This window comes from Neobacillus sp. NPDC058068 (assembly GCF_042885335.1).
Classification (GTDB): domain Bacteria; phylum Bacillota; class Bacilli; order Bacillales; family Cytobacillaceae; genus Neobacillus.
Genome location: NZ_JBHVSI010000002.1, coordinates 135908 through 158249, shown reverse-complemented (window position 1 = coordinate 158249; position 22342 = coordinate 135908). Strand labels below are relative to the sequence as shown.

Sequence of the window (22342 nt, the reverse complement as noted above, 5' to 3'; positions counted from 1 at the left end):
TATATGTAGGTTTTTTCACAAGTGAGGGTAAAAAGAAGGTGAAGCAGAAGGTAAGTATTTTAGGAGTTAGCTTATTTTCTCTAATAGGGCAGCTGAGGTAAGTTCATCTTTTATGCTTGATGCTGCTAATGAAGAAGCAAGTTCGATAGCATGATCGATTAATTTCATAGGTGCTGAACAATAAAATGGCTTTTGCCAATTAAAATCGCCTTCACTGTTAGCGGGATAAACACTCACTTTCCAATGATAATAAATTTTTGACTGCGGGAGTTGTACCCCTTCTACAGCAATGAGCCAATGGGTAGAAGGTGAATTTGGATTGTAAGTATCGGATTCTTTTAATGTTATTAAATCATTTGCACCAATTGCTATTAATTCCTTTGGATAAAAGTCATGGTAATTTGGGGTTTTCATGTTTTTGCCCTCCCTTAAATGGTTTATCTATATTATATGAAACTTTTAAACATTTTTGAGTGATAAATGTTAAAATTTTTCAAAAAATTAAACGCTTTCATAAAATGGACATATTTGAAGCAAGCTTTTAACAATTACCGATGAATGTGACCTATGTCACTACATTAAATGATGGTTCCTTTTATACTTGAGGCATTAAATGATGTATGAGGTGAATGATGATGAGTGGCTGCATGAGTGGTTTTGGGGACATGCCCCAAGCTGAATTAAGTGAAGGGCTAAAACAATTAAAAAGTGAACATCCTCCATTATTAGGACAATTAGAAGAATTATACGGCTTAACACAACAAATTGATCAAGAATTAGATGTTGAAAATAACTTTAACGAATTAATTGTGAAGGTTAAAGCATTTAAGGCGGCTCTTGACCCGCATTCAGAAAGAGAAGAGGGAGTTCTTTTCCCAATGATGGGCGTCTATATAGGTACCACTTCTGGACCGATTGCGGTTATGGAGTATGAACATGATCAAGCGAAAGCAAATATTGGTGCTTTCTTAGCAAAAACGGAGGTTGGTCAAGGGGCGACTGATGAAAAAAAGAAATCAGCTGAATTAATTCAAAATGCCTACTTAATCTTAACCGAGCATTTCTCTAAAGAGGAAAATGTGTTATTCCCAATGGCAGAAAGAATGCTTTCTGATGAAGAAAAATCGGAATTATTTCGTAAAATCCAAGAAATAAAATAAGGATGGCCCCCAGGGTCATCCTTATTTTATTTGATTCCACTCCCAAACCTTGTGATCAGAAGGAAGAAGGAAGGCGATTAGACCAAGCAGCGGCAGCACCCCGAGCCAGGTGATCATCGACTGTAAACCAATCCAGTCGGCAATATAGCCGAGACCGACGGAGCCAATTGCCCCCATGCCAAACGCAAGCCCTACAGTCAAACCTGACATTGTTCCAATTTTCCCTGGCACTAGTTCCTGAGCATACACAACCGTAACAGAAAAACTGGTCATTAAAATAAATCCGGTAAGAATAAGGAAGATAAAGGCTATTGTTGGCGGTACATAAGGAATAAGAATCGAAAAAGGAACGGTAGCCAACATTGAAAAGGAAATGATGTTTTTCTTTCCAAATCGATCTGCCAGTGGACCTCCGAAAAATGTCCCGATGGCCCCGGATACCAAAAATGCGAACAAAAAGACCTGAGATTCTTTAATCGAAAGTGCATATTCTTTAATCGCATAAAAGGTGTAAAAGTTGGTCATTCCCGAAGTGTACCAAGTTCTTGCAAAAATTAATAATAAAATCAGGGCTAATGTATTTTTTACCTCTTTAGACAAACCGTTCTTCTTTTCAACTCCAACTTTCTTTTTCGTTGATAAGTTTGGAGAAGTTATTAATCTCTGATTATACCAATTGGCGATATAAATTAATAAAATCACGGCGAGGGCGGCGACAATCGTAAACCAGGATGCGCCAATTTGGCCAAGAGGAACCAATACCAGGGCAGTAATCACTGGGGCTAACGCCTGGCCTGTATTTCCCCCAACTTGGTAAATCGATTGAGCGAGTCCTCTTCGCTTCCCGGCAGCCATATAAGCCACCCTTGAGCCTTCAGGGTGAAAGACAGCGGAACCGAGACCAATAAATAGAACAGACAAGACAATCATCCCAAAGCTTGAAGCAAACCCTAACCCAAGAATCCCGACTAAAGTAAACGAGAGACCGATTGGCAGTGCATAGGGCATTGGCTTTTTGTCAGTAAAGAATCCGACCATTGGCTGCATGACAGAAGAGACCATATTTAACGAGAAAGCAATAATTCCGAGCTGGGTGAAGCTTAAACCCATGGACTTAGCTAAAATAGGAAACATCGCCGGCACAACGGCTTGAATAGCATCATTCAATAAATGGCACAGGCCAATAATGAAAAGAATTTTATATATGGTTGATTCGGTGGTCTGGGGTTTATTCGCAGACAATACGGCTTGTTGACTCATGGTATCCCTTCTTTATTAAAGTATCTAAATATTTCTTTCCTATTTTACTACTTAATGGCTAGAATAAGAAATATTTGTTTCTAATTTCGAAATATTTAAATTATAGTGGATTGAAATTTATACCATATGGGCAGTATGTTATTGAAATATTCCTTTTATTTCAAGATAAATTGACAAGAGTAGAAATTTTTTTTATAATAATTTTGAAATCGAGATAATTTAGTGTAAACTAGATTATGATTATTTAAACCTAAAAGGATGCGTTTTTGTATGGAAAATGATTCAATTACTAAATCATTAAAGTTGTTTATTGTCCTTTCAAGAGCTTTTAAAGCGATTAATGAACACGTGAATAAGATTATTCAGGCTAATGGGTTAAATCCAACTGAATTTGCTGTTTTAGAACTGCTTTATCATAAAGGCGATCAGCCGATGCAGCAAATTGGCGGGAAGATATTGCTTGCGAGCGGAAGCATTACTTACGTGGTCGATAAGCTCGAACAAAAAGGATTGTTGAAAAGAGTCGCCTGTCCAAGCGACCGAAGGGTAACCTACGCACAAATTACGGACGAGGGGAAAAAGTTTATTCAGGATATTTTTCCGGAGCATGCAGCGCAAATCGATAGGTTAATGTCGAGCCTCACAGATTCTGAAAAAACAGAAGCGATTGACCTATTGAAAAAACTAGGTCTGCCTGCGGGGAAATTTTAATACGGCCAATGGTCGTATTTTTTTTATTGTAAAGAATAGTAGTGGTTAGTGTATAATAAAAGGGGTTGGAATATTAAAAAAATTTTAACATAGGAGAGAGATAAATGACCTTTGAAAATTATACATATGAACGTCCTAATCTTAATGACATAACAACAAAGTTTAACGCCGCGATTGAAGAATTCAAAAATGCTGCTTCCGTTGAGGAACAAAGTAAGGCAATGAATTTAGTAAATGAGCTTAGAAATGACCTTGGCACGATGTTTAACCTTTGTTATACCCGTCATTCGATTGATACCAATGACGAGTTTTATAAAGCTGAACAAGATTATATGGATGAACTCCAACCTGAGGTTGAAGGGCTAGTGACCAACTATTATCAAGCGCTAGTTGATTCAAAATTCCGCAATGAGTTAGAAGAAAAGTGGGGCAAGCAGCTTTTCGCACTAGCTGAAGGACAGCTTAAGACGTTTAAACCGGAAATCGTTCCTTTATTGCAAAAGGAAAATCGTTTATCAACAGAATATACGAAGTTGGTTGCATCGGCAAAAATTGATTTTGAAGGCGAAGAACGGACACTTGCCCAAATCGACCCGTTTATCGAATCAACAGATAGAGAAATGCGCAAGCGTGCAAGTGAGGCAAAATTTGGTTTCTTTGCTGAGCATGAAGCAGAACTTGACCGAATTTATGATGAGCTTGTCAAAGTAAGAACTGAAATAGCCCAAAAATTAGGGTTTGAAAATTTTGTTGAGCTTGGTTATTACCGAATGATGCGAACGGATTACAATGCCGAAATGGTTGCTAATTTCCGCCAGCAGGTGAAGGATTTTATTGTACCAATTGCGACAAAGCTTAAAGAGCGTCAGTGTGAACGATTAGGCCTTGACCAATTAAACTATTATGATGAAGGCTTCGTTTTTCAGACTGGAAATGCAACTCCAAAGGGAAGTCCGGAATGGATTATTGAAAACGGACAAAAAATGTATGAAGACTTATCAAAGGAAACGGGAGACTTTTTCCGGTTTATGCAGGAAAATAACCTTATGGACCTCGTTGCCAAGAAAGGGAAAGCAGGCGGCGGATATTGTACGTATATTGAAAACTATAAAGCGCCGTTTATCTTTTCCAATTTCAATGGAACTTCAGGGGATATCGATGTATTGACCCATGAAGCAGGCCATGCCTTCCAGGTTTATTCCAGCCGTCAGTTTGAAATTCCGGAATATTACTGGCCAACCTACGAAGCATGTGAAATTCATTCCATGAGTATGGAGTTTTTTACCTGGCCGTGGATGGAGCTTTTCTTCCAAGAGGATACAGATAAATATAAGTTTTCTCACTTAAGTGATGCGCTTCTTTTCTTGCCATATGGAGTTTCAGTTGATGAATTCCAGCATTGGGTATATGAAAATCCAACAGCTTCTCCGCAAGAGCGCAAGCTTCAATGGCGAGAAATTGAGAAAAAATATATGCCGCATAAAGATTATGATGGCAATGAATATTTAGAAAAGGGCGGCTTCTGGCAGCGCCAAGGGCATATATTTAATTCGCCGTTTTATTATATTGATTACACACTCGCACAAATTTGCGCCTTCCAATTCTGGAAACGTTCAAGAGAGAATCAAGAAGAAGCTTGGGCAGATTACGTCAAGCTGTGTAAGCTAGGCGGCAGCATGTCGTTCACCAAACTTGCCGAAGCGGCAAATTTAATTTCACCATTTGAAGATGGCTGTGTCGAATCAGTTGTCGGTGAAATTGAGAATTGGCTAAATTCTGTTGACGATAAAAAGCTATAATAAAAAATAAAAGCGAAGCCGCTTCATTAGTGGCTTCGCTTTATTATCACTTAACAGTTACTGCAATGTCTAAAACAACTTTTATTTCCCCGTCTTCAACGACTGTGGCTAACTTTGTTACTTCCGGCTGGTCTAAGATAAAGTCAGCGATTTTGTCTTCAAGCTGTTCTTGAATCACTCTGCGAAGGGGGCGTGCTCCAAAAGCAGGGTGGTAACCAAGCTCAGCTAGTTTTTCTTTTGCATCCGCTGTGATTGTTAATTCAATGTTTTGTTCTGCCAATGTTTCCTTCAAATCTGCAAACATTAAATCGACAATATATAAAATATGTTCTTTAGCGAGTGCGTTAAATTCAATAATACTGTCAAAACGATTTAAAAATTCTGGCTTAAAGAAGTTGCCGAGCGAATCGAGAATATTTGCTTCCTCAACTGCTTCACTTATGCCAAAGCCAACATGAACTGGTTTGTGGCCAATGCCGGCATTGCTGGTCATTATGATGACCGTATCCTTAAAGCTTACAATTCTTCCCTGGCTATCTGTGAGACGGCCGTCTTCGAGAATTTGAAGGAACATATGCTGGACGTCAGGATGCGCCTTTTCAATTTCGTCCAGTAAAATAATGCTATAAGGGTTCCGACGAACTTTTTCAGTAAGTTGACCTGCCTCATCATGACCAATGTAGCCGGGAGGTGAACCAATTAATTTAGCGACACTATGTTTTTCCATGTATTCGCTCATATCAAGGCGAATCATCGAATCCTTTGTCCCAAATAATTCTTCCGCAAGTGTTTTCGATAACTCGGTTTTTCCGACACCTGTCGGACCGACAAATAGGAATGAGCCGATTGGACGGTTCTTCGCTTTTAAGCCGGCACGGCTGCGGCGGATTGCTTTTGCCGTTTTTTGAACAGCTTTTTCTTGGCCGATGACCTTTTTGTTTAGGTTTTCTTCCAAATGTTTCATTCTATGTTGTTCATCTTGCTGTAGTTTGCCAACCGGGATTCCGGTTTTTTGTTCAATGATTTCCTGAATATGGCTAACCGTTACAATTGGTCTCTCTGAACTTGGAAGATGATTTAAAGCTTTTTCAAGCTTTGCTTCTTCATCTCGCAGCTTTGCTGCCTTTTCATACTCTTCATTTTTTAGGACTTCTTCCTTAGCAGCAGCAATTTCCTTTAGGCGTGCTTCAATCTGCTCATTACTTTTGATATCAGCTGTAAGATTCAATTTTGAACCGGCTTCATCAAGTAAGTCAATCGCTTTGTCCGGCAGGAAGCGGTCTTGAATATAGCGCTGTGACAGGTTTACACAAGCCTGGATTGCTTCATCTGTATAAATGACATCGTGATAATCCTCGTATTTCTTCTGAATGCCTTCTAAGATTTCAATCGCTGCCTCGGCAGTTGGTTCTTGGACATGTACTGGCTGGAAGCGGCGTTCTAAGGCGGCATCCTTTTCGATGTGCCTGTATTCCTTTAAGGTTGTGGCACCGACTAACTGCAATTCACCGCGGGCAAGGGCAGGCTTTAAAATATTTCCGGCATCCATGGAACCTTCTGCGGAACCAGCTCCAACTAGCAGATGAATTTCATCGATGAACAGGATTATATTTTTGCGCTCCTGCACCTCCGTGATTAAATGTTTCATGCGTTCCTCAAATTGACCGCGAATTCCGGTATTGGCAACAAGTGAAGCAACATCTAATAAATAAACTTCTTTATTTCGCAGTTTGCCAGGGATATCTCCATCAGCAATTTTTTGGGCAAGACCTTCGGCAATGGCTGTTTTCCCTACACCTGGTTCACCGATTAGTACTGGATTATTTTTGTTTCGTCTATTTAGGATTTCAATAACGCGGTTGACTTCCTCGTCACGTCCAATTACCGGATCAATTAACCCTGCATTAGCTAGTTTAGTTAAGTTCCGTCCGAATTGATCAATAAAGCCGCCATGTGCGGTTTTACGTTCATTTTGCGGAGCAAATTGTTTATTCATGTTTTGATCCGCTGAAAAGTTTTTATTCATGAAGAAATCTTCAAGTGGGAATCCTTGGAATGGGTTCAGTTTCATTCCAAAGCCCGCACCTAATGCTTGCTTTTCTTTTGAATAACAATCATGGCAAAGTTTCATATCATTCCGCTGCCCGTTAACATTCAAAGTTAATTGAACTTGAGCTTGATTTTGATTGCATCGTTGACAAAGCATCATAAAATAACCTCCTTATTAGTGTGTTGCTTTGACTTTGACTATATTTGACCTTATGTGCATAGTATACTCTGACCTTTTTTGACTTTCAAGGATTTTGTTTGTAGTAATAGTTGGAAATCTAAGCAAAAAGCTCGTCTTTGTTTGTCCTCTTATTCATATATTTGATGATAAGGGGGAGATGATGTGAAAAGGAATTGGAATCAAGCCTTTCAAATTGCGGCAGTTTATGTAGGAACTGTTGTTGGAGCAGGATTCGCCACAGGAAAAGAAATCGTTGAATTTTTTTCACGATTTGGTTTCTTTGGCTTTATTAGTATATTAATGAGTGGTTATCTCTTTGTCATGATTGGGTCGAAGATGATGAGGATGGCGGCTCAAATCGAGGCAAAATCGTACCAAGAATTTAATGAGTACCTTTTTGGTAAATGGGCAGGCAGTGTCATTAATTTATTTATGCTATTAATGCTTCTCGGGGTTAGCGCAGTGATGCTCGCAGGTGCGGGTGCGGTTTTTGAGGAACAGTTAGGACTGCCAAGAAATATCGGCGTTTTTTTAACGATATTTCTTTCCTATCTTGTGATGCTTGTCGGAACAAAAGGTCTGTTTGCTGTTAATACATTTGTTGTTCCATTGATGATCACCTTCAGCTTAATTTTAATGTTTTTATCCGTGCAAATGCCGAACTTTTTAGAACAATTTTTGTATATTCCCCATGCTGCGGATGGCTGGAAGAGTGTGATTGCTCCTTTTTCTTATGCAGCATTGAATCTGGGCTTAGCTCAGGCAGTACTAGTCCCGGTTGCCACAGAGGTTAAGGATGACTGGACAATCAAATGGGGGGGAATCCTTGGCGGACTGGCATTAACATTGATTTTAATCGGCAGTCATTTTACGTTAATTATGCTTCCAAATTTAGAATTGTATGATATTCCAATGGCAATTATTATGAAAAATCTGGCTCCATTCTTTTATTGGATTTTTGTCCTTGTTATTTATGGGGAGATTTTTACTTCTGTGATTGGAAATGTCTTTGGACTTGATCGACAGCTGCAGCAGTTCATACCGGTTTCGACAATGGTATCGGTTACTGCTATTTTTGCCGTCTCTTACCTCATAAGCCTAGTGAATTATAGTACGCTCCTTTCCTATCTATATCCATTGTTCGGCTATATTTGTATGTCGTTTTTTATTTTATTGTGGATGAAACCATTTACACCAAGTAAGCGAAAGTAAGAAAGCAGCTGAAGAATTATCAGCTGCTTTCTTTATTTTAACGGTAGTATGATAAAAATCATTAGATCAAAGATGATATGTGAAACAATGACGAGCGGCATACTCTTTTTCCAATAATAAAGTAAACCCCAGAAAAAACCTGAAATTAAGGCAGCAAAGACTAGTATAAATGAGCCTGAATAAATATGGACTGAGGCGAATAACAACGCGGCTATTCCAATGCTGACAATCGGTTTAAAGTTAGCTAATAGACTTTTTTGGATAAAGCCCCGCCAAAAAATTTCTTCTCCGGGCGCAGCAACCAAAACTAGTGCAATATACTGCCAAAACAGTTTTGGTCCATACCAGCGGTACAGTTTTTTTATGTCTTTTTCAAACGGAAGATGAAGATTTTGGATGGTTTGAAATCCCAGCCAAAAGACAAAATATAACAAGAGTCCGCTGATAGCCCCCAGGAAAATATATTGGAAAAAGGGGGCCTCATCATCAACATCACCTTGAAACATCGCGTACGCTATTAGCACAAGCAATGATCCAGAAAAGATATACCAAAAGATTGCTTTATCATGAAAGGAAAAATAGATCAGTCCATGTGCAATAATCAATCCGGCGATAAAACGGATGTTTAGGAATTGTTTTTTCATTTTCGTGAACCCCTTTAATAATCAATAAAGTATACTTTAACAAAAAACTATCATGAGTTTCAACTCACAACCGATTCATGGAAATGATTACAAAACATTTTAACCCATTAAATTGATTAGATTGTCAAAAGAAGAAAAAAATAATTGAGAAAGGAGTGAAAGAGATGAGTAAATCGCAGAGTCAGCATGAACGTGAATGGACTGTCAGGAAACAGGATCAAAGTCCCCATGGTAAGGTAAAATCTTTAAAGCAGATAGCGAAAGAAACGGGGCAAGGAAAGTAAACTAGAAAAGGCAGCCCAGGCTGCCTTTTCTAAGATTCTATTAAAAAGCGCTTTCTTTTACCACCTTATAGTTTTTATGGTTGACGACTGTACGCTGATCCAACTCTAAATCGCGGTAATTATCCATAAGTGTTAGGTCGACTATGACAGAATTTTCATTTACCTTCTCTACTATCCCTTGCAAGCCGTCGCGGAATTCGATGATATTACCTACTTCTGCTTTTTTCATTTAGTCTCTCTCCTCTACCTTAAAAACTATAAAATCCATTTAAATAACAGTTTGCACTACTTTCTTGAATTCGTAAAGCCTTTTGTTTGACAATTTTGTTAATTCCTCATGAATAATTGATTATATGTTACAAATTCAAGAAAAAGAATGGATAGCGCTTACAATAGTAGAGTGTGAGATTATCAAAGTTGACTTGGAGAAAGGTATATACGATAAAATAAAGATGGTAAAGGTGGTGCAGCAATTGAAGGAAGAAATAACAGAAATTTTGGATCGGCTTATGACAGGGGAGCTCTCAGAGTATTACGTTAAGAATGAAGATTTTATGGAATTTCGCGAGGTTCTCGTAAAGAGAAACGATTTTAAGCATTTCCGCGGCATCGGTCAGCGGGGCGGAGATGTTTTGTATCAATACCTGAAAGAACCTAGAAGTTAATGGCTTTTCAAGAGGAGAACTCAGCAATTTGGGTTCTCCTCTTTTATCCTAGATTAGTTAAAGGTTTTGGAAAAGTATAAAAATTTGCTAAAATATAAAAGGACATATACATACAAATAGTGTCTAAGGGGATGAAAGAATGGGACTTACAGAGAAAATCGACCAATTAAAGCAGGAGATAGGCAAGGTAATCGTAGGAAAGGATTTAGAAGTGGAGTTATTGGCCATTTCCGTCTTATTTAATGGACATATATTATTAGAAAGCGTCCCTGGAACAGGAAAAACAATGCTTGCAAAAAGCTTTGCAGCCGCAATTGGCGGGAAGTTTTCGAGAATCCAGTTTACCCCGGATGTGCTTCCAAGCGATGTAACCGGGATTCAGTTTTTTAATCCAAAGGTGCAGGAGTTTGTGCTCCGGCCGGGGCCGATCATGGCAAATATCGTTCTGGCGGATGAAATTAACCGGGCAACACCTAGAACCCAGTCAAGTTTATTGGAGGTAATGGAAGAAAGGCAAGTAACCATCGATGGAATAACCGTACCGTTGGAAGAGCCCTTTATGGTGATTGCCACACAAAATCCCGTGGAATCCCAGCAAGGGACCTTTTCACTGCCTATTGCCCAAATGGACCGATTCTTTATCAAAATAAAAGTCGGTTATCCTGATTACGAGGATGAAAAGAAAATCATGCAAATTCATCGCGGCGATAAAAAAATCTACCCTATTGCCCAAGTATTTTCTATTCAAGAAATAGAACAATTAAAGGCTGCGATAAATAGCACGCAGATTTCAGCGGATATCGAAGATTATCTTTTAACCATTGTAAGAAAGACCCGCGAGCACAATAGCATCGAACTAGGTGTCAGCCCTAGAGGAACTTTGGCGCTTATGAAAGCAGCGCAAGGAAAAGCCTTTTTGAATGGACGTACATACGTTACGCCAGATGATGTGAAAACAGTCACCCCATTTGTGCTGGGACACCGAATCTTTCTTTCGATTGAAGGATCACTGACGAAAACAGCAGAAACCATTATCGAAGAAATTCTTGATTCAATACATGTCCCGGTAGAAGCAGGTACAAATGGATGAGTTGGAAAAAATATTCGGTAGAAGATCGGATAATTCCGGGTATTAGCGGCTTTGCCATCATCCTTATTATTGTGAGTTTATATATTCAATCAAAATTAGTGCTGTTCCTTGCCGTTTTTTTCCTTATTGTTGCATTCTGTAATCAGCTTTATTTAAACAGGACCGGCGAAAAGCTATATTTTGAAAATCTGAATGTAAAAAATCACTTTTTTATTGGAGATAAGGGCGAATGGTTCTTAACGTTTCGGAACGAAGGGTTTCCGATTTTAAAAGCTGAGTTGAAGATTTATTTTGATTTTTTTGTGTCGCCAGATGGAGAGCAGCAGGAAACAAGTCTTTCTTCCAGGTATGAGATGTCGATTCCTTTTTCCTTATTTACCAATCAAGCAAAACAAATAAAAATTCCCTTTACAGCAAAACAGCGGGGAATTGCCAAAATTCGCTCCATCGAGTTTCGGGTTCCCAGCCTGTTAGGGTTTGGGGAAACCGTCCTAGAATCCAAATATTTCGTGAAACAACAAGCAGTAGTCTATCCGATGCCCATTCCTGTAAAGGGTTTAAAGGAACAAATCTCTGTCCTTCAAGGGATCCAGGTTGTCCCGATTTCTGTCTATGAGGAATTGCTCGGACCTGTTGGAACAAGAGACTATGTTCCCTCCGACAGCTTCAATCGAATTCATTGGAAAGCCAGTGCCAGAAAACAGGAGCTCCAAACAAAAGTGTTTGAAAAAATCTCGGAGAAGAGCTGGAATATTGCGCTTAATGTTTCCGATGGGCATTCAATTACAGGGAATCTTGAAAAATTACTTAGCAGCATCACGGAATTTGCCTACTATGCTTTCAATAAGCAAATTCCCTACTCGCTTTGCATTAACGTTCGGACGGCTGGGAGCACTCCGTTTCTATATCTTCCAATCGGAGAAGGGAAAGAGCATTTACAAAAGGTATTAGAGACACTTGCTTCGGTTAGTACGCAAAATACAAGTCTGACGTATGATTATATGCTCTCCTTTTATAACAGTCATTTAACCGCCCAGCCCTATTTCGTCCATGCCGGGATTAAGACAGACGACACGAAGAGAATGCTGCTTCGTATATCGAAAAAAGGGGCAAAATTATTTGAATTGACAATTGAGCAGGAGTTTGGCCTATTAAGTGAAATGGCTATTCAGCAGGAAAGAAGGATGCTGCTATGATGAACCGTGTGGCGGCTGTTACTTATCAATTTATTTTAGAATTAATCTTAGGGATGCTTGTTCTATTTTTTATCTATATCAATAAAAACGAGTTTCCACCTGTCCTTTTATTGGCAATATTGTGTATCAGCAGTATCATTCTTTTTTCTCTCCTCCTTGCAAAATTTCACAATAACGGGAAATGGCTGTATTTTGTAACCATATTTCCGTTAGTAATATTGATTGGGTTACAAACCGGGCTGCCGCTTTTTGCCGGATTAGGACTAGGATTGCTTATTTATTGGCGGGGTATTTCCTTGTTTGAAGATGTTTCAGAACGTCCTGAAGCCCTCTTGCTGCTACTTTCATTCATAATTGGTGTGGTTGCAATCATTTATTCAGCCATGAGTAAGTATTCTTTCCAAAGTGAAATCATCTTATTGCTTATCACGCAGCTAGTATTAGTGCTACTTGGCGGATTTTCAAGAAAATGGAATTCAATTCAAACAGATAAAGCCAGGTTTGCCGTTTACTTTTTAAAAGTGATTGCAGTGGTTATGGCGATTGGTGTAATACCGGCTGTTTTACTAAAATACATTCAAATGATGTTATTTGCTGTTTTACATTTCTTTGTCATCCTTTTATCGACAGTTTCTGAACCTATTTTTGGGGTTCTGGAATATCTGTTAAGTTTAAACGGGAATGAGGGACGAAAAGCAAATATAAAAGCAGACACCGGTTTGCCTGATGAATACCAACCGCCATCGTACGAAAAGACAGAAACTACTTTGTATATTCTGCTAATCGTGGCGGCCGCTGCATTAATCATCTTTCTGTATAAAAAGAAATTCATGAAGCAGAATTTTTCCGTTGATCATTCATCTGTTGCTTCTGTTTCAGAAGCTACGTATGGAGCAAGGCAATCAAATCTTTTCCGCCGACGAACCAAACCGCCTGTGGATGTCATAAGACGAGAAATATTTGAGTTGGAGAAATATGCTAGTAAACTAAAGTTAGGTCGGCTTCCGTTTGAAACACTTGAAGAATGGTGGCAGCGGGTTGGTTTATCAGGATCGTCTGAAGCAACCGCTATCTATGAAAAGGTCCGTTACGGCGAAGGAACATCATCAATTGAGGAACAAACCATGATGAAAACGGAAATTCACCAGGTAAAACAGCAATTAAAAGACATATATAAAACTAAGAAGGAAAAATCGAAATCTAAAGGCAGCGGCGGTATTTAAATAATATTCATTCATTTCATAAAAGCAGAAACCACAAAAACATGATTGGAATCCATGGTGTTTTGTGGTCTTTTTTTTATTTCCGATTCATTAATCTACGCATATTAAATATAAGGGCTTCATAATCGGGAGGAAAACACATTGAATTTTTCAAATTTAAACCGCAAAGAAATTGTTAATAAATTGAAAAGTGAACCATATGACGTACTGGTGATTGGCGGTGGAATTACCGGCGCTGGAATTGCCCTGGATGCCCAGTCTAGAGGAATGAGCATTGCACTTGTTGAGATGCAGGATTTTGCCGCCGGAACGTCTAGCAGATCAACTAAACTTGTACATGGCGGGCTTCGTTATTTAAAACAATTGGAAGTGAAAATGGTTGCGGAGGTCGGGAAGGAAAGAGCAATCGTTTACGAAAACGGTCCGCATGTGACCACACCGGAATGGATGCTGCTTCCATTGCACAAGGGAGGGACCTTTGGTAAATTCAGCACTTCAATTGGTTTACTCGTTTACGATTTCCTAGCAGGAGTAAAAAGATCCGAACGGCGGACGATGTTATCGATTGAGGAAACTTTGGCGAAGGAACCGCTTGTAAAAAGGGCAGGCTTAATGGGCGGGGGCTATTATGTTGAATACCGAACAGATGATGCCAGGCTGACGATTGAAGTGATTAAGGCTGCGGTTGAAAAAGGAACAACTGCCTGTAATTATACCAAAGTATTGGAGCTCATCTACGAAAATACAAAAATGGCCGGTGTTCTTATCGAAGATCAGTTAACCGGTGAAAGATATGAGATTCACGCGAAAAAGGTAGTCAATGCTGCAGGACCATGGGTGGATTCAATACGTGAACTGGATCAATCAAAGCAAGGGAAAACAATCCAATTATCTAAAGGTGTCCATCTTGTCATTGACCAGTCCCGTTTTCCCTTAAAACAAGCGATTTATTTTGATACACCAGATGGCAGAATGGTCTTTGCAATCCCAAGAGGTGGAAAGGCGTACGTAGGAACAACTGACACATTTTATAATGAAGATGCGCTAAATCCAGGGATGACGATAAGTGACCGAAGCTATATAATCAATGCCATCAATTACATGTTCCCTGAAGTGAAAATCAGCGAAAAAGATATAGAATCAGGCTGGGCTGGGGTGCGTCCGCTTATTTATGAGGAAGGGAAAAAGGCGTCTGAAATTTCACGGAAGGATGAAATTTGGGAGTCCAATTCCGGATTAATAACCATTGCTGGCGGCAAATTAACTGGTTATCGAAAAATGGCTGAAACAATTGTAAATTTAATAGCTGCAAAATTTCAGGCAGAGGAAGCAAAAAGCTTCGCATCATGCAAAACAAAGCATTTGCCGATTTCAGGCGGCAATGTTGGTGGATCAGCCAATTTTCATGCCTATGTTGCGGAACAAATCCATAACGGTACAGCAGCCGGGTTAACAAAAGCGGAAGCTGAACGGTTAGGTGCCATCTATGGCTCAAATGTTGGGCTTGTTTACGACCTCATTAAACAGAATAAAGATGCTGCCGCTAAATCCAAGTTACCGCTCGATTTATTTGCGCAATTAGTTTATGGAATAGAGCACGAGATGATTGCAACACCAATTGACTTCTTCAATCGCCGGACTGGAGATATTTTGTTTCATATTCATTTAGTTGAAAAATGGAAGAAACAAGTGATTGCATACATGGCTGAAAGACTGGACTGGACCGAACAAGAAATGAATAGATATAGTTTATCTTTAGAAGAAGCCATTCTCGCTACAGTTATCCCAGTTGATTTGCCTCCCCGCGAAAAGCATGAAAGAAAATGAATGTTTTTGACTTTTTTGTGAACATTAGCGAATCCTGAGTATTTCAGTTGTTTGAAAATGACGAAAATGCTATTCTAGCATTTGTATATAAGATAAACATTATCATAGGGTGAAAAATCGATACATGATCGTTTTCTTTTTGGTGAAAATACCAAATGGATTACGCTTCTATTTCTTTACCCTATTATTGATTTAGTTGACTAAATGAGAAGAAATGTTTATTTTTAATGGAGAAAGTAAAATTTTTAGATAAATATTAAAGGAGTTTGATTTAACATGGCAGAAAAGCAATTTAAAGTAATCGCAGATACCGGAATTCACGCAAGACCAGCAACTTTATTGGTACAAACAGCAAGCAAATTTGATTCTGAAATTACCTTAGAATATAAAGGGAAAAAAGTGAATTTAAAATCAATTATGGGTGTTATGTCACTTGGGATTGGCCAGGGAGCAGACATTAAGATTGCTGCTGAAGGCAGCGATGCTGAACATGCACTAAGCAGCCTTGAAGAAACATTGAAAAAAGAAAGTTTGGCTGAATAATGACTTTTTTATCTGGAATAGCCGCTTCAAATGGGATTGCGATTGCGAAAGCATACCGTTTAGTTGAACCGGATCTCTCTTTTGAACAAACAAAAATTGATGATGCTGCCCAAGAGGTTGGACGTTTCCGTCAAGCAATGAACAAATCCAAAGCGGAACTAGAAGTCATTCGTGACCGGGCCAAGATCGACCTTGGCGAGGACAAGGCTGCCATTTTTGAAGCACATCTACTTGTACTTAGTGATCCGGAATTAAACACACCGATTGAAGATAAGATAACATCTGATCATGTGAATGCAGAATCAGCCCTAAAAGAAACGGCTGACATGTTTGTCATGATGTTTGAACAAATGGATAATGAATATATGAAAGAACGAGCAGCAGATATCCGTGATGTGACCAAGCGGGTTCTTTCTCATTTATTAGGAGTTCAAGTAGTGAATCCAAGTATGATTGCCGAAGAAGTGATTATTGTGGCGGAAGATTTAACCCCTTCTGATACAGCACAATTGAACCGGCAATTTGTTAAAGGCTTCACGACGAACATCGGCGGTCGGACATCCCATTCAGCGATTATGGCACGTTCATTGGAAATTCCTGCTGTTGTTGGTACGAAAACAGCGACAGAAGCCATTAATAATGGAGATTTAGTGATTGTTGATGGGCTGAAGGGTGAAGTCCATATTAATCCCACACCTGAACTAGTAAATCAATATCGAAAAATTCATGATGAATATGAAGTTCAGAAAGCGGAATGGGCAAAGTTAGTCAATGAACCAACTGTATCTGCTGACAACCACCATGTTGAATTGGTTGCCAATATCGGTACTCCCAATGACTTAAAAGGAGTTGTCGCTAACGGCGGGGAAGGTGTCGGACTGTATAGAACCGAATTCCTTTACATGGGTCGCGATCAGCTTCCGACCGAGGACGAACAGTTTGAAGCTTATAAAGCAGTTCTTGAAGGAATGGCAGGCAAACCAGTTGTTGTTCGGACCTTGGATATTGGCGGCGATAAAGAGCTGCCGTACCTGGAATTGCCAAAGGAAATGAATCCTTTTCTTGGCTTCCGCGCTATTCGCTTGTGTTTAGAAGAGCAAGGGATATTCCGTACCCAGCTTCGTGCTTTATTACGTGCAAGCTCTTATGGAAATCTCAAAATCATGTTCCCGATGATTGCAACGTTGGATGAATTCCGAGCTGCTAAAGCGATTCTTGAGGAAGAAAAGCAAAAGCTTCTTTCTGAAGGTGAAAAGGTTGCCGATTCAATTGAACTCGGAATCATGGTGGAAATTCCATCAACCGCAGTTTTAGCTGACCAATTTGCAAAAGAGGTTGACTTCTTCAGCATCGGAACAAATGATTTAATTCAATATACGATGGCAGCAGACCGGATGAATCAGCGTGTCTCTTATCTTTATCAGCCATATAGCCCATCTATTTTACGCTTAGTAAAAATGGTCATTGACGCATCACATGCAGAAGGAAAATGGACAGGTATGTGCGGCGAAATGGCCGGCGATGAAACTGCGATTCCGATTCTTCTTGGCCTTGGTCTTGATGAGTTTTCTATGAGTGCCACTTCGATTCTAAAGGCCCGCTCCTTAATTCGGAACTTGAAAAAGTCTGACATGGAGAAACTCGCACAAGAGGTCCTGAATATGCAGACAACTTCACAGGTTATCGAAGCAGTTAATTTTGCAACGAAACAATAAATTATTAAAAGGATCAACAATGTCCAAAATGTTGGTCCTTTTTTATGCCTATTTCCAAGTGTTTCCTTTCATTATCTTGTATAATTAAGCTATGGACCAATAAGGAGGAATAAGAAACTATGGATTTGACATTGACTGGTAAAATTGCACTTGTTGTTGCTTCGAGCCGGGGGTTAATGTTTGCTATGTCTGGATGATTAAAACGATGTAACTTTCAATATTTTCCTTAATTAACCTTTCTATACGTTTATCACCAATGTATTTTGGCCATGGTAAAAATATAAGGGAGTGTTATAAATGCGAAGTAATATTCGAATCGTAAAGGTTTTGGTCTTAGGTATTTTTTGTTTCTCCGTTCTGAGTGGATGTGGAATGCTATTTTCCAATGAGTTGATTGTGAATCGCTATGCAGATGCCCTGCTCACAAAAAATAATGAGCTCCAATTCCGCTTTCGTATTAACAATGAGATCCTTGATGGGGATCAATTATATAAAGTGAAAGTAAGCATCCACGATGAAAGGCTTGCTGCGGCAATTGGTAAACGGGAAATTGTCTATGGCGAGGACCAAGTATTGAACGGTGAATATTTAGAAGTTAAAGGAAAACGCGAGAAATATATTTTTATGGACCCAATTCCCTTAAAGAAAGATTTACATATTGATGAGCTCAAAAACATGATTGAGCAGGACCAGGCCGTCTCTATCGAAGTGTTTAATAATGAGGAAGTATTTGGCCGTGTCTTTTTAACAAACTTTTCATCTGAACTATAATAACGGTTTATCTGTGAAAATTTTGGGTATCATTAATATGTGCATAAATTTGGAGATGGAGCACGAAAGCCGGAACGACTGTGACGTTTCGGCTTTTTTTATTCCTAAAAAAAAATGATAGTGCTAAAATAAAAGAAAGTACCTATGAGGGGATAGATTTATTTGTTTACTCCAAAAAATACGGTTATTGGTTTTATTGGAATCGGTGTGATGGGGAAAAGTATGGCGGGGCATTTGCTAAATGCCGGCTATCCTTTGGTTGTTTATTCACGAACAAAAGAAAAAGCGGCAGAATTGTTGGAGAAAGGAGCCGAATGGGGCGAAACGCCAAAGGAAGTGGCGGAAAAGGCTTCCGTTATTTTTACGATGGTCGGTTACCCGAAGGATGTTGAAGAAATCTATTTAGGTGAAAATGGGTTAATTCAAAATGCGAGAGAGGGGAATTATTTAATTGATATGACAACCTCTGCACCATCACTCGCTGTGAAAATCTACGAACAGGCGAAAAAGAGAGGGATTCAGGTAATTGATGCACCGGTTTCTGGCGGGGACGTGGGGGCGAGGGAAGCAAAGCTCTCCATTATGGTTGGATGCGAAGAAGCTGCCTTTGCGGCAGTTCATCCTCTACTTGAGCTGCTAGGAACAAATATCGTTTACCAAGGAGAGCCGGGAGCAGGGCAGCATACGAAAATGTCTAATCAAATCGCGATTGCTTCTAATATGATTGGTGTCTGTGAAGCCATCATTTATGCTGAGAAAGCAGGGCTTAATCCGGAAAATGTCTTGAAAAGTATTACAACGGGAGCCGCCGGAAGCTGGTCATTAAACAATCTCGCCCCAAGGATGCTCCAGGGGAATTTTGAACCGGGCTTCTACATAAAGCATTTTATTAAGGATATGAAAATTGCCTTAGATGAGGCTGAACAAATGGATATGGAGGTACCTGGGTTAGCATTGGCAAAGTCGCTTTATGATCAATTAGTAGAACGAGGGGAAGAAAACAGCGGCACCCAGGCCCTTTATAAATATTGGAAATACTAAATTGGCTATGAATAATTTCCACCTGGCTTCAAGAAACTATATGGAAGCTTGAAAATAGGAGGAGTTGTAAATGGCAAAACGGACAAAGAAGAATGACGCTAAACAAAAGAATAAAAAGGGCTTTGATTCTGCCGTTTTAAATGAAGAGTTTGCCCATGAAATGGGTTCAGCCGCTGCCAATCAAATTCATAAGGACAAGGCTAAAAAGGAAAAGGCATCAAAGAATAATGGAAAATATCAGGGACAATAAAGATAACCCTCACTTTTTAAGTGAGGGTTATCTTTTTCTCAGCCGATAGGAAAGTATAACTTTCCTATCAGGCATAAGTGCAACTACGCCTCTGTCTTCGCCCTAACGGGCTCGCCAGTCGGCGAGTTTTCTTTATTTTGCAAAAACTGCTCAATTCGATCTAGGCCAAGCTTTAAAGTTTCCATGGAACAGGCAAAGGATAATCGGAAATAGCCTTCGCCATAATCGGAAAATGCACTTCCTGGAACAACCGCTACCTTTGTTTTCTGAACGAGGGTAAGGGCGAAGTCGAAGCTGTTTAACGGGACACTGGAGGGGATTTTGACAAAGAAATAAAACGCCCCATCGGGTTTGACGACTTCAAGTCCCATTGAAATTAACCGTTGATATACATAATCTCTTCTGGCCAGATATTCCTTTTTCATGGGTATAGCGTCATCCATTCCTGCAGTTAGAGCCTCATACGCTGCCTTTTGGGCAATGGAATTGGCACAGGACACATTGTATTGGTGAACCTTTAAAATGTGCTTAGCAATGTTTTCTGGAGCAAATAAAAAACCAATTCTCCAGCCCGTCATGGAATGGGACTTGGATAACCCGTTAATTACAATCGTTTTATCTTTTAAAAAGCTGGCGATTGATTTATGAGGCTTGTCAAAGGTTAGCTCGCTATAGATTTCGTCTGCTAAGATAAAAATATCCTTATCCCCAAAAAACGAGGCCATTTCTTTCAGTTCTTCTTCAGAGAGGCTTACTCCGGTCGGATTTGATGGGTAGGGAAGGACAATACACCGGGTTTTGTCTGTGATATATGGTTTTATCAACTCTAAAGTAAAACGAAAATGATTTGCGCGAATATCAACATGTACGGGGACGGCGCCCATCATCCGGATAATCGGTTCATATCCGGGATAAATCGGTCCGGGCAGGATGACTTCTGCCCCCTCTGTTAAAATCGTCCGAAAGGCAATATCAATTGCTTCGCTTGCCCCCATGGTCACAATCACTTCTGATTCAGGTTTATAGTGTAAATCATATTTTTTTTCAACAAAATCACAGGCTGCCTTCCTTAATTCAATTGTACCTGCATTATGGGTATAAGAGGTAAAATCCTCCCTAATTGCTTCAATACCCGCCAATTTTACATGCTCTGGGGTAGGAAAATCAGGCTGCCCAATGGTAAATGATATCAAGTCCTCCATATGGGAAACCAGATTAAAAAACTTCCGAATTCCTGAGATTTCGATGTTTTTTACGCGCTGATTAATCAAATGCTCCAATATTGTTCATCCTTCCGTATCAGGAATAATCTAGATTTAGAATATATTGATTATAGACTATTTTCCACTCAAGGTTCTACATTTCTAGCAAAGGATTAACAGAAATTATTCCATCATTTATTAAAATATTTAAAAATAAGAATAAATGAGCTGCTTCTAATGATATACTTAAATTGAAATTTTCAATATTATTTTGGAGGAATTCGATGGAACACTATTCTTTAGAAAAACAGCCAGTAAAGCAAGTGAAGTATGCTGGATTTTGGATTCGTTTTGCCGCCTATTTGCTAGACTCAATCATTATCTCAATCCCTCTAACTATCCTTATGATTGTGATTATGGTTTTTGGTTTTGGCACAATGGATGTATTTGCAGATCCGGCTGCGTTGGAAGCCGAGAATATTACCGACCAGCAAGCAATCTCGTTACTGTTCATGTCCCTGCTGATGATCCTAATAGGTTTGATTGGCAGCACTGCTTATTATGCGGGCATGCACGCATCAAAATGGCAGGCAACTGTTGGGAAAAAACTGTTAAAGCTGAAAGTAACAGACCTGCAGGGGAACCGAATTTCTTTTTGGCGCGCTTTTGGACGGCTGCTGGCAATGAGTTTTTTATCAGGAATATTTTATATTGGTTATATCATGGCAGCTTTTACCGAAAAGAAACAATCATTACATGATTTAATTGCCGGAACAGTCGTAGTAGAAGGTGAGTAAAGAACAAAAAAGCCAGGGGCATCCTGGCTTTTTTTGCATTTATTAAAAATATCTTTCACCTAATTTTTTGAAAATCGGTTTTTGGTAGGGCCGCTGATTTTTTCGCGGATTTGAAGGCGGCTGATCAAAATCTGAGATACCAGTATAGGTTTGTAATAATGCTTTTGCTGTATTTAGTGAAAGAGTTGCTTTCGGGTTTCTAACATGTCCATCCAATTTTCCAAGATGTGGGAGCTCAAGGAAGTCCGTTTTAGTTGGAGGAATATGAAAGGTATATTTTCCACATTCAACGAGTACATCAGATTGCTGCTGACTATTTCTTGGATTCTCAGAAAAATGAAGACCTACCTTTTTAGCTTTACCTTCTTCGATTAACTTTTTTAATGATTCTTGTTTTAATTTGTATAAAAATTTGGGGTTTGGTGCTGTTTTCGCATGGCGATTCACAATAAAAACTGCTTGAGCGAGGTTTTCGATGGTTAGGTTTACACTTTTAAGGGGGTATTTCTGATCGGCTTTCAAAATATGTTCTCCTTTCTATCTTTTACAACAAGTACATTATACCTTTATTTCAGGAAAATAGAAATACAACAAAGGATTTATTGTCTGAAAAGACTAGCAGATTTTTTGGTATTGAAAATAATCAAGGTAGCATTATGTTACTAAATCCATTCCATCCAATGAAAGAATAAAAAACTTTAGTGAAATAATCACTATTTTCA

At 39.3% G+C, this 22342-nt stretch carries 23 protein-coding genes; 16 read left to right on the top strand and 7 right to left on the bottom strand.

What is annotated here, in order from left to right; genetic code table 11:
* Positions 1-66 precede the first annotated feature (66 nt).
* A complete protein-coding gene (locus ACFVSW_RS03020) occupies positions 67-414 on the bottom strand; it encodes a hypothetical protein (RefSeq protein WP_387312005.1) in 348 nt (115 codons plus the stop codon).
* Between the two features lie 218 nt (positions 415-632).
* Between ACFVSW_RS03020 and ACFVSW_RS03015 the strand changes: the two genes are divergently transcribed.
* Positions 633-1160: a hemerythrin domain-containing protein gene (locus tag ACFVSW_RS03015; protein WP_387312002.1), complete on the top strand. Its 528-nt coding sequence runs from the start codon at positions 633-635 to the stop codon at positions 1158-1160.
* 21 nt (positions 1161-1181) lie between these two features.
* Here ACFVSW_RS03015 and ACFVSW_RS03010 read toward each other — a convergent pair whose 3' ends face one another.
* Positions 1182-2420, bottom strand: a complete 1239-nt coding sequence (locus ACFVSW_RS03010; RefSeq protein WP_387312000.1) for an MFS transporter — start codon at positions 2418-2420, stop codon at positions 1182-1184.
* A gap of 270 nt (positions 2421-2690) precedes the next feature.
* Between ACFVSW_RS03010 and ACFVSW_RS03005 the strand changes: the two genes are divergently transcribed.
* Both ACFVSW_RS03005 and ACFVSW_RS03000 read left to right on the top strand, forming a co-directional pair.
* Positions 2691-3131, top strand: coding sequence for a MarR family winged helix-turn-helix transcriptional regulator (locus ACFVSW_RS03005; RefSeq protein ID WP_024030713.1), 441 nt, complete (start codon positions 2691-2693; stop codon positions 3129-3131).
* 104 nt (positions 3132-3235) lie between these two features.
* Positions 3236-4930: a M3 family oligoendopeptidase gene (locus ACFVSW_RS03000; RefSeq protein ID WP_387311998.1), complete on the top strand. Its 1695-nt coding sequence runs from the start codon at positions 3236-3238 to the stop codon at positions 4928-4930.
* A 46-nt stretch (positions 4931-4976) separates the two neighbouring features.
* Here the strand turns inward: ACFVSW_RS03000 and ACFVSW_RS02995 are convergent, their stop codons facing one another.
* On the bottom strand, positions 4977-7136 hold the full coding sequence (locus ACFVSW_RS02995) for an ATP-dependent Clp protease ATP-binding subunit (protein WP_387312697.1): 2160 nt from the start codon (positions 7134-7136) through the stop codon (positions 4977-4979).
* Between the two features lie 186 nt (positions 7137-7322).
* On the opposite strand from ACFVSW_RS02995, the gene ACFVSW_RS02990 reads away from it, so the two are divergent.
* Complete coding sequence (locus ACFVSW_RS02990; RefSeq protein WP_387311995.1) at positions 7323-8372, top strand: YkvI family membrane protein; 1050 nt, start codon at positions 7323-7325, stop codon at positions 8370-8372.
* A gap of 32 nt (positions 8373-8404) precedes the next feature.
* Here the strand turns inward: ACFVSW_RS02990 and ACFVSW_RS02985 are convergent, their stop codons facing one another.
* The gene (locus ACFVSW_RS02985; RefSeq protein ID WP_387311993.1) at positions 8405-9016 is read right to left on the bottom strand and encodes a CPBP family intramembrane glutamic endopeptidase; all 612 of its coding nucleotides are present in this window, start codon (positions 9014-9016) and stop codon (positions 8405-8407) included.
* A 164-nt stretch (positions 9017-9180) separates the two neighbouring features.
* Here ACFVSW_RS02985 and ACFVSW_RS02980 point away from each other — a divergent pair, with 164 nt between their 5' ends.
* Positions 9181-9300 (top strand): DUF6254 family protein, encoded by a 120-nt coding sequence (locus ACFVSW_RS02980; RefSeq protein WP_387311991.1) that lies wholly within the window; start codon positions 9181-9183, stop codon positions 9298-9300.
* Between the two features lie 40 nt (positions 9301-9340).
* Here ACFVSW_RS02980 and ACFVSW_RS02975 read toward each other — a convergent pair whose 3' ends face one another.
* On the bottom strand, positions 9341-9529 hold the full coding sequence (locus ACFVSW_RS02975) for a YkvS family protein (protein ID WP_387311989.1): 189 nt from the start codon (positions 9527-9529) through the stop codon (positions 9341-9343).
* A 124-nt stretch (positions 9530-9653) separates the two neighbouring features.
* On the opposite strand from ACFVSW_RS02975, the gene ACFVSW_RS02970 reads away from it, so the two are divergent.
* The 10 genes from ACFVSW_RS02970 to ACFVSW_RS02925 all read left to right on the top strand — a co-directional run bounded on the left by ACFVSW_RS02970 (position 9654) and on the right by ACFVSW_RS02925 (position 19621).
* Entirely contained in the window at positions 9654-9965 is a 312-nt protein-coding gene (locus ACFVSW_RS02970; protein ID WP_387311987.1) for a hypothetical protein, read from the top strand.
* A 139-nt stretch (positions 9966-10104) separates the two neighbouring features.
* Positions 10105-11055 carry an AAA family ATPase gene (locus ACFVSW_RS02965; RefSeq protein WP_387311984.1) on the top strand — a complete coding sequence of 317 codons (951 nt, stop codon included), beginning with the start codon at positions 10105-10107 and terminating at the stop codon, positions 11053-11055.
* Positions 11052-12251, top strand: coding sequence for a DUF58 domain-containing protein (locus tag ACFVSW_RS02960; protein ID WP_387311982.1), 1200 nt, complete (start codon positions 11052-11054; stop codon positions 12249-12251). The genes ACFVSW_RS02965 and ACFVSW_RS02960 overlap by 4 nt, the downstream gene beginning before the upstream one ends.
* Positions 12248-13474 carry a hypothetical protein gene (locus tag ACFVSW_RS02955; protein ID WP_387311979.1) on the top strand — a complete coding sequence of 409 codons (1227 nt, stop codon included), beginning with the start codon at positions 12248-12250 and terminating at the stop codon, positions 13472-13474. Before ACFVSW_RS02960 ends, ACFVSW_RS02955 begins: the two co-directional genes overlap by 4 nt.
* A 141-nt stretch (positions 13475-13615) precedes the next feature.
* Positions 13616-15301 (top strand): glycerol-3-phosphate dehydrogenase/oxidase, encoded by a 1686-nt coding sequence (locus ACFVSW_RS02950; protein ID WP_387311976.1) that lies wholly within the window; start codon positions 13616-13618, stop codon positions 15299-15301.
* Between the two features lie 276 nt (positions 15302-15577).
* Positions 15578-15844, top strand: coding sequence for a phosphocarrier protein HPr (locus tag ACFVSW_RS02945; RefSeq protein WP_024029040.1), 267 nt, complete (start codon positions 15578-15580; stop codon positions 15842-15844).
* Complete coding sequence (gene ptsP / locus ACFVSW_RS02940) at positions 15844-17559, top strand: phosphoenolpyruvate--protein phosphotransferase (protein WP_387311973.1); 1716 nt, start codon at positions 15844-15846, stop codon at positions 17557-17559. The genes ACFVSW_RS02945 and ptsP overlap by 1 nt, the downstream gene beginning before the upstream one ends.
* 297 nt (positions 17560-17856) lie before the next feature.
* Positions 17857-18330 carry a hypothetical protein gene (locus ACFVSW_RS02935; protein WP_387311971.1) on the top strand — a complete coding sequence of 158 codons (474 nt, stop codon included), beginning with the start codon at positions 17857-17859 and terminating at the stop codon, positions 18328-18330.
* Between the two features lie 162 nt (positions 18331-18492).
* Positions 18493-19371, top strand: coding sequence for an NAD(P)-dependent oxidoreductase (locus ACFVSW_RS02930; RefSeq protein ID WP_387311968.1), 879 nt, complete (start codon positions 18493-18495; stop codon positions 19369-19371).
* A 70-nt stretch (positions 19372-19441) separates the two neighbouring features.
* Positions 19442-19621 (top strand): hypothetical protein, encoded by a 180-nt coding sequence (locus ACFVSW_RS02925; protein ID WP_387311965.1) that lies wholly within the window; start codon positions 19442-19444, stop codon positions 19619-19621.
* Between the two features lie 83 nt (positions 19622-19704).
* Here ACFVSW_RS02925 and ACFVSW_RS02920 read toward each other — a convergent pair whose 3' ends face one another.
* Entirely contained in the window at positions 19705-20901 is a 1197-nt protein-coding gene (locus tag ACFVSW_RS02920) for an aminotransferase A (protein WP_387311962.1), read from the bottom strand.
* A 206-nt stretch (positions 20902-21107) separates the two neighbouring features.
* Between ACFVSW_RS02920 and ACFVSW_RS02915 the strand changes: the two genes are divergently transcribed.
* Complete coding sequence (locus ACFVSW_RS02915) at positions 21108-21620, top strand: RDD family protein (protein WP_387311960.1); 513 nt, start codon at positions 21108-21110, stop codon at positions 21618-21620.
* Between the two features lie 42 nt (positions 21621-21662).
* Here the strand turns inward: ACFVSW_RS02915 and ACFVSW_RS02910 are convergent, their stop codons facing one another.
* Positions 21663-22142 (bottom strand): YkyB family protein, encoded by a 480-nt coding sequence (locus ACFVSW_RS02910; protein ID WP_387311957.1) that lies wholly within the window; start codon positions 22140-22142, stop codon positions 21663-21665.
* Between the last annotated feature and the right edge of the window lie 200 nt (positions 22143-22342).

Bases quoted from the DNA above. Each gene is read 5' to 3' on its own strand.
- ACFVSW_RS03020 (WP_387312005.1), bottom strand. From the start codon at position 414: ATGAAAACCCCAAATTACCATGACTTTTATCCAAAGGAATTAATAGCA.
- ACFVSW_RS03015 (WP_387312002.1), top strand. From the start codon at position 633: ATGATGAGTGGCTGCATGAGTGGTTTTGGGGACATGCCCCAAGCTGAA.
- ACFVSW_RS03010 (WP_387312000.1), bottom strand. From the start codon at position 2,420: ATGAGTCAACAAGCCGTATTGTCTGCGAATAAACCCCAGACCACCGAA.
- ACFVSW_RS03005 (WP_024030713.1), top strand. From the start codon at position 2,691: ATGGAAAATGATTCAATTACTAAATCATTAAAGTTGTTTATTGTCCTT.
- ACFVSW_RS03000 (WP_387311998.1), top strand. From the start codon at position 3,236: ATGACCTTTGAAAATTATACATATGAACGTCCTAATCTTAATGACATA.
- ACFVSW_RS02995 (WP_387312697.1), bottom strand. From the start codon at position 7,136: ATGCTTTGTCAACGATGCAATCAAAATCAAGCTCAAGTTCAATTAACT.
- ACFVSW_RS02985 (WP_387311993.1), bottom strand. From the start codon at position 9,016: ATGAAAAAACAATTCCTAAACATCCGTTTTATCGCCGGATTGATTATT.
- ACFVSW_RS02980 (WP_387311991.1), top strand. From the start codon at position 9,181: ATGAGTAAATCGCAGAGTCAGCATGAACGTGAATGGACTGTCAGGAAA.
- ACFVSW_RS02975 (WP_387311989.1), bottom strand. From the start codon at position 9,529: ATGAAAAAAGCAGAAGTAGGTAATATCATCGAATTCCGCGACGGCTTG.
- ACFVSW_RS02970 (WP_387311987.1), top strand. From the start codon at position 9,654: ATGTTACAAATTCAAGAAAAAGAATGGATAGCGCTTACAATAGTAGAG.
- ACFVSW_RS02965 (WP_387311984.1), top strand. From the start codon at position 10,105: ATGGGACTTACAGAGAAAATCGACCAATTAAAGCAGGAGATAGGCAAG.
- ACFVSW_RS02960 (WP_387311982.1), top strand. From the start codon at position 11,052: ATGAGTTGGAAAAAATATTCGGTAGAAGATCGGATAATTCCGGGTATT.
- ACFVSW_RS02955 (WP_387311979.1), top strand. From the start codon at position 12,248: ATGATGAACCGTGTGGCGGCTGTTACTTATCAATTTATTTTAGAATTA.
- ACFVSW_RS02945 (WP_024029040.1), top strand. From the start codon at position 15,578: ATGGCAGAAAAGCAATTTAAAGTAATCGCAGATACCGGAATTCACGCA.
- ptsP (WP_387311973.1), top strand. From the start codon at position 15,844: ATGACTTTTTTATCTGGAATAGCCGCTTCAAATGGGATTGCGATTGCG.
- ACFVSW_RS02935 (WP_387311971.1), top strand. From the start codon at position 17,857: ATGCGAAGTAATATTCGAATCGTAAAGGTTTTGGTCTTAGGTATTTTT.
- ACFVSW_RS02925 (WP_387311965.1), top strand. From the start codon at position 19,442: ATGGCAAAACGGACAAAGAAGAATGACGCTAAACAAAAGAATAAAAAG.
- ACFVSW_RS02915 (WP_387311960.1), top strand. From the start codon at position 21,108: ATGGAACACTATTCTTTAGAAAAACAGCCAGTAAAGCAAGTGAAGTAT.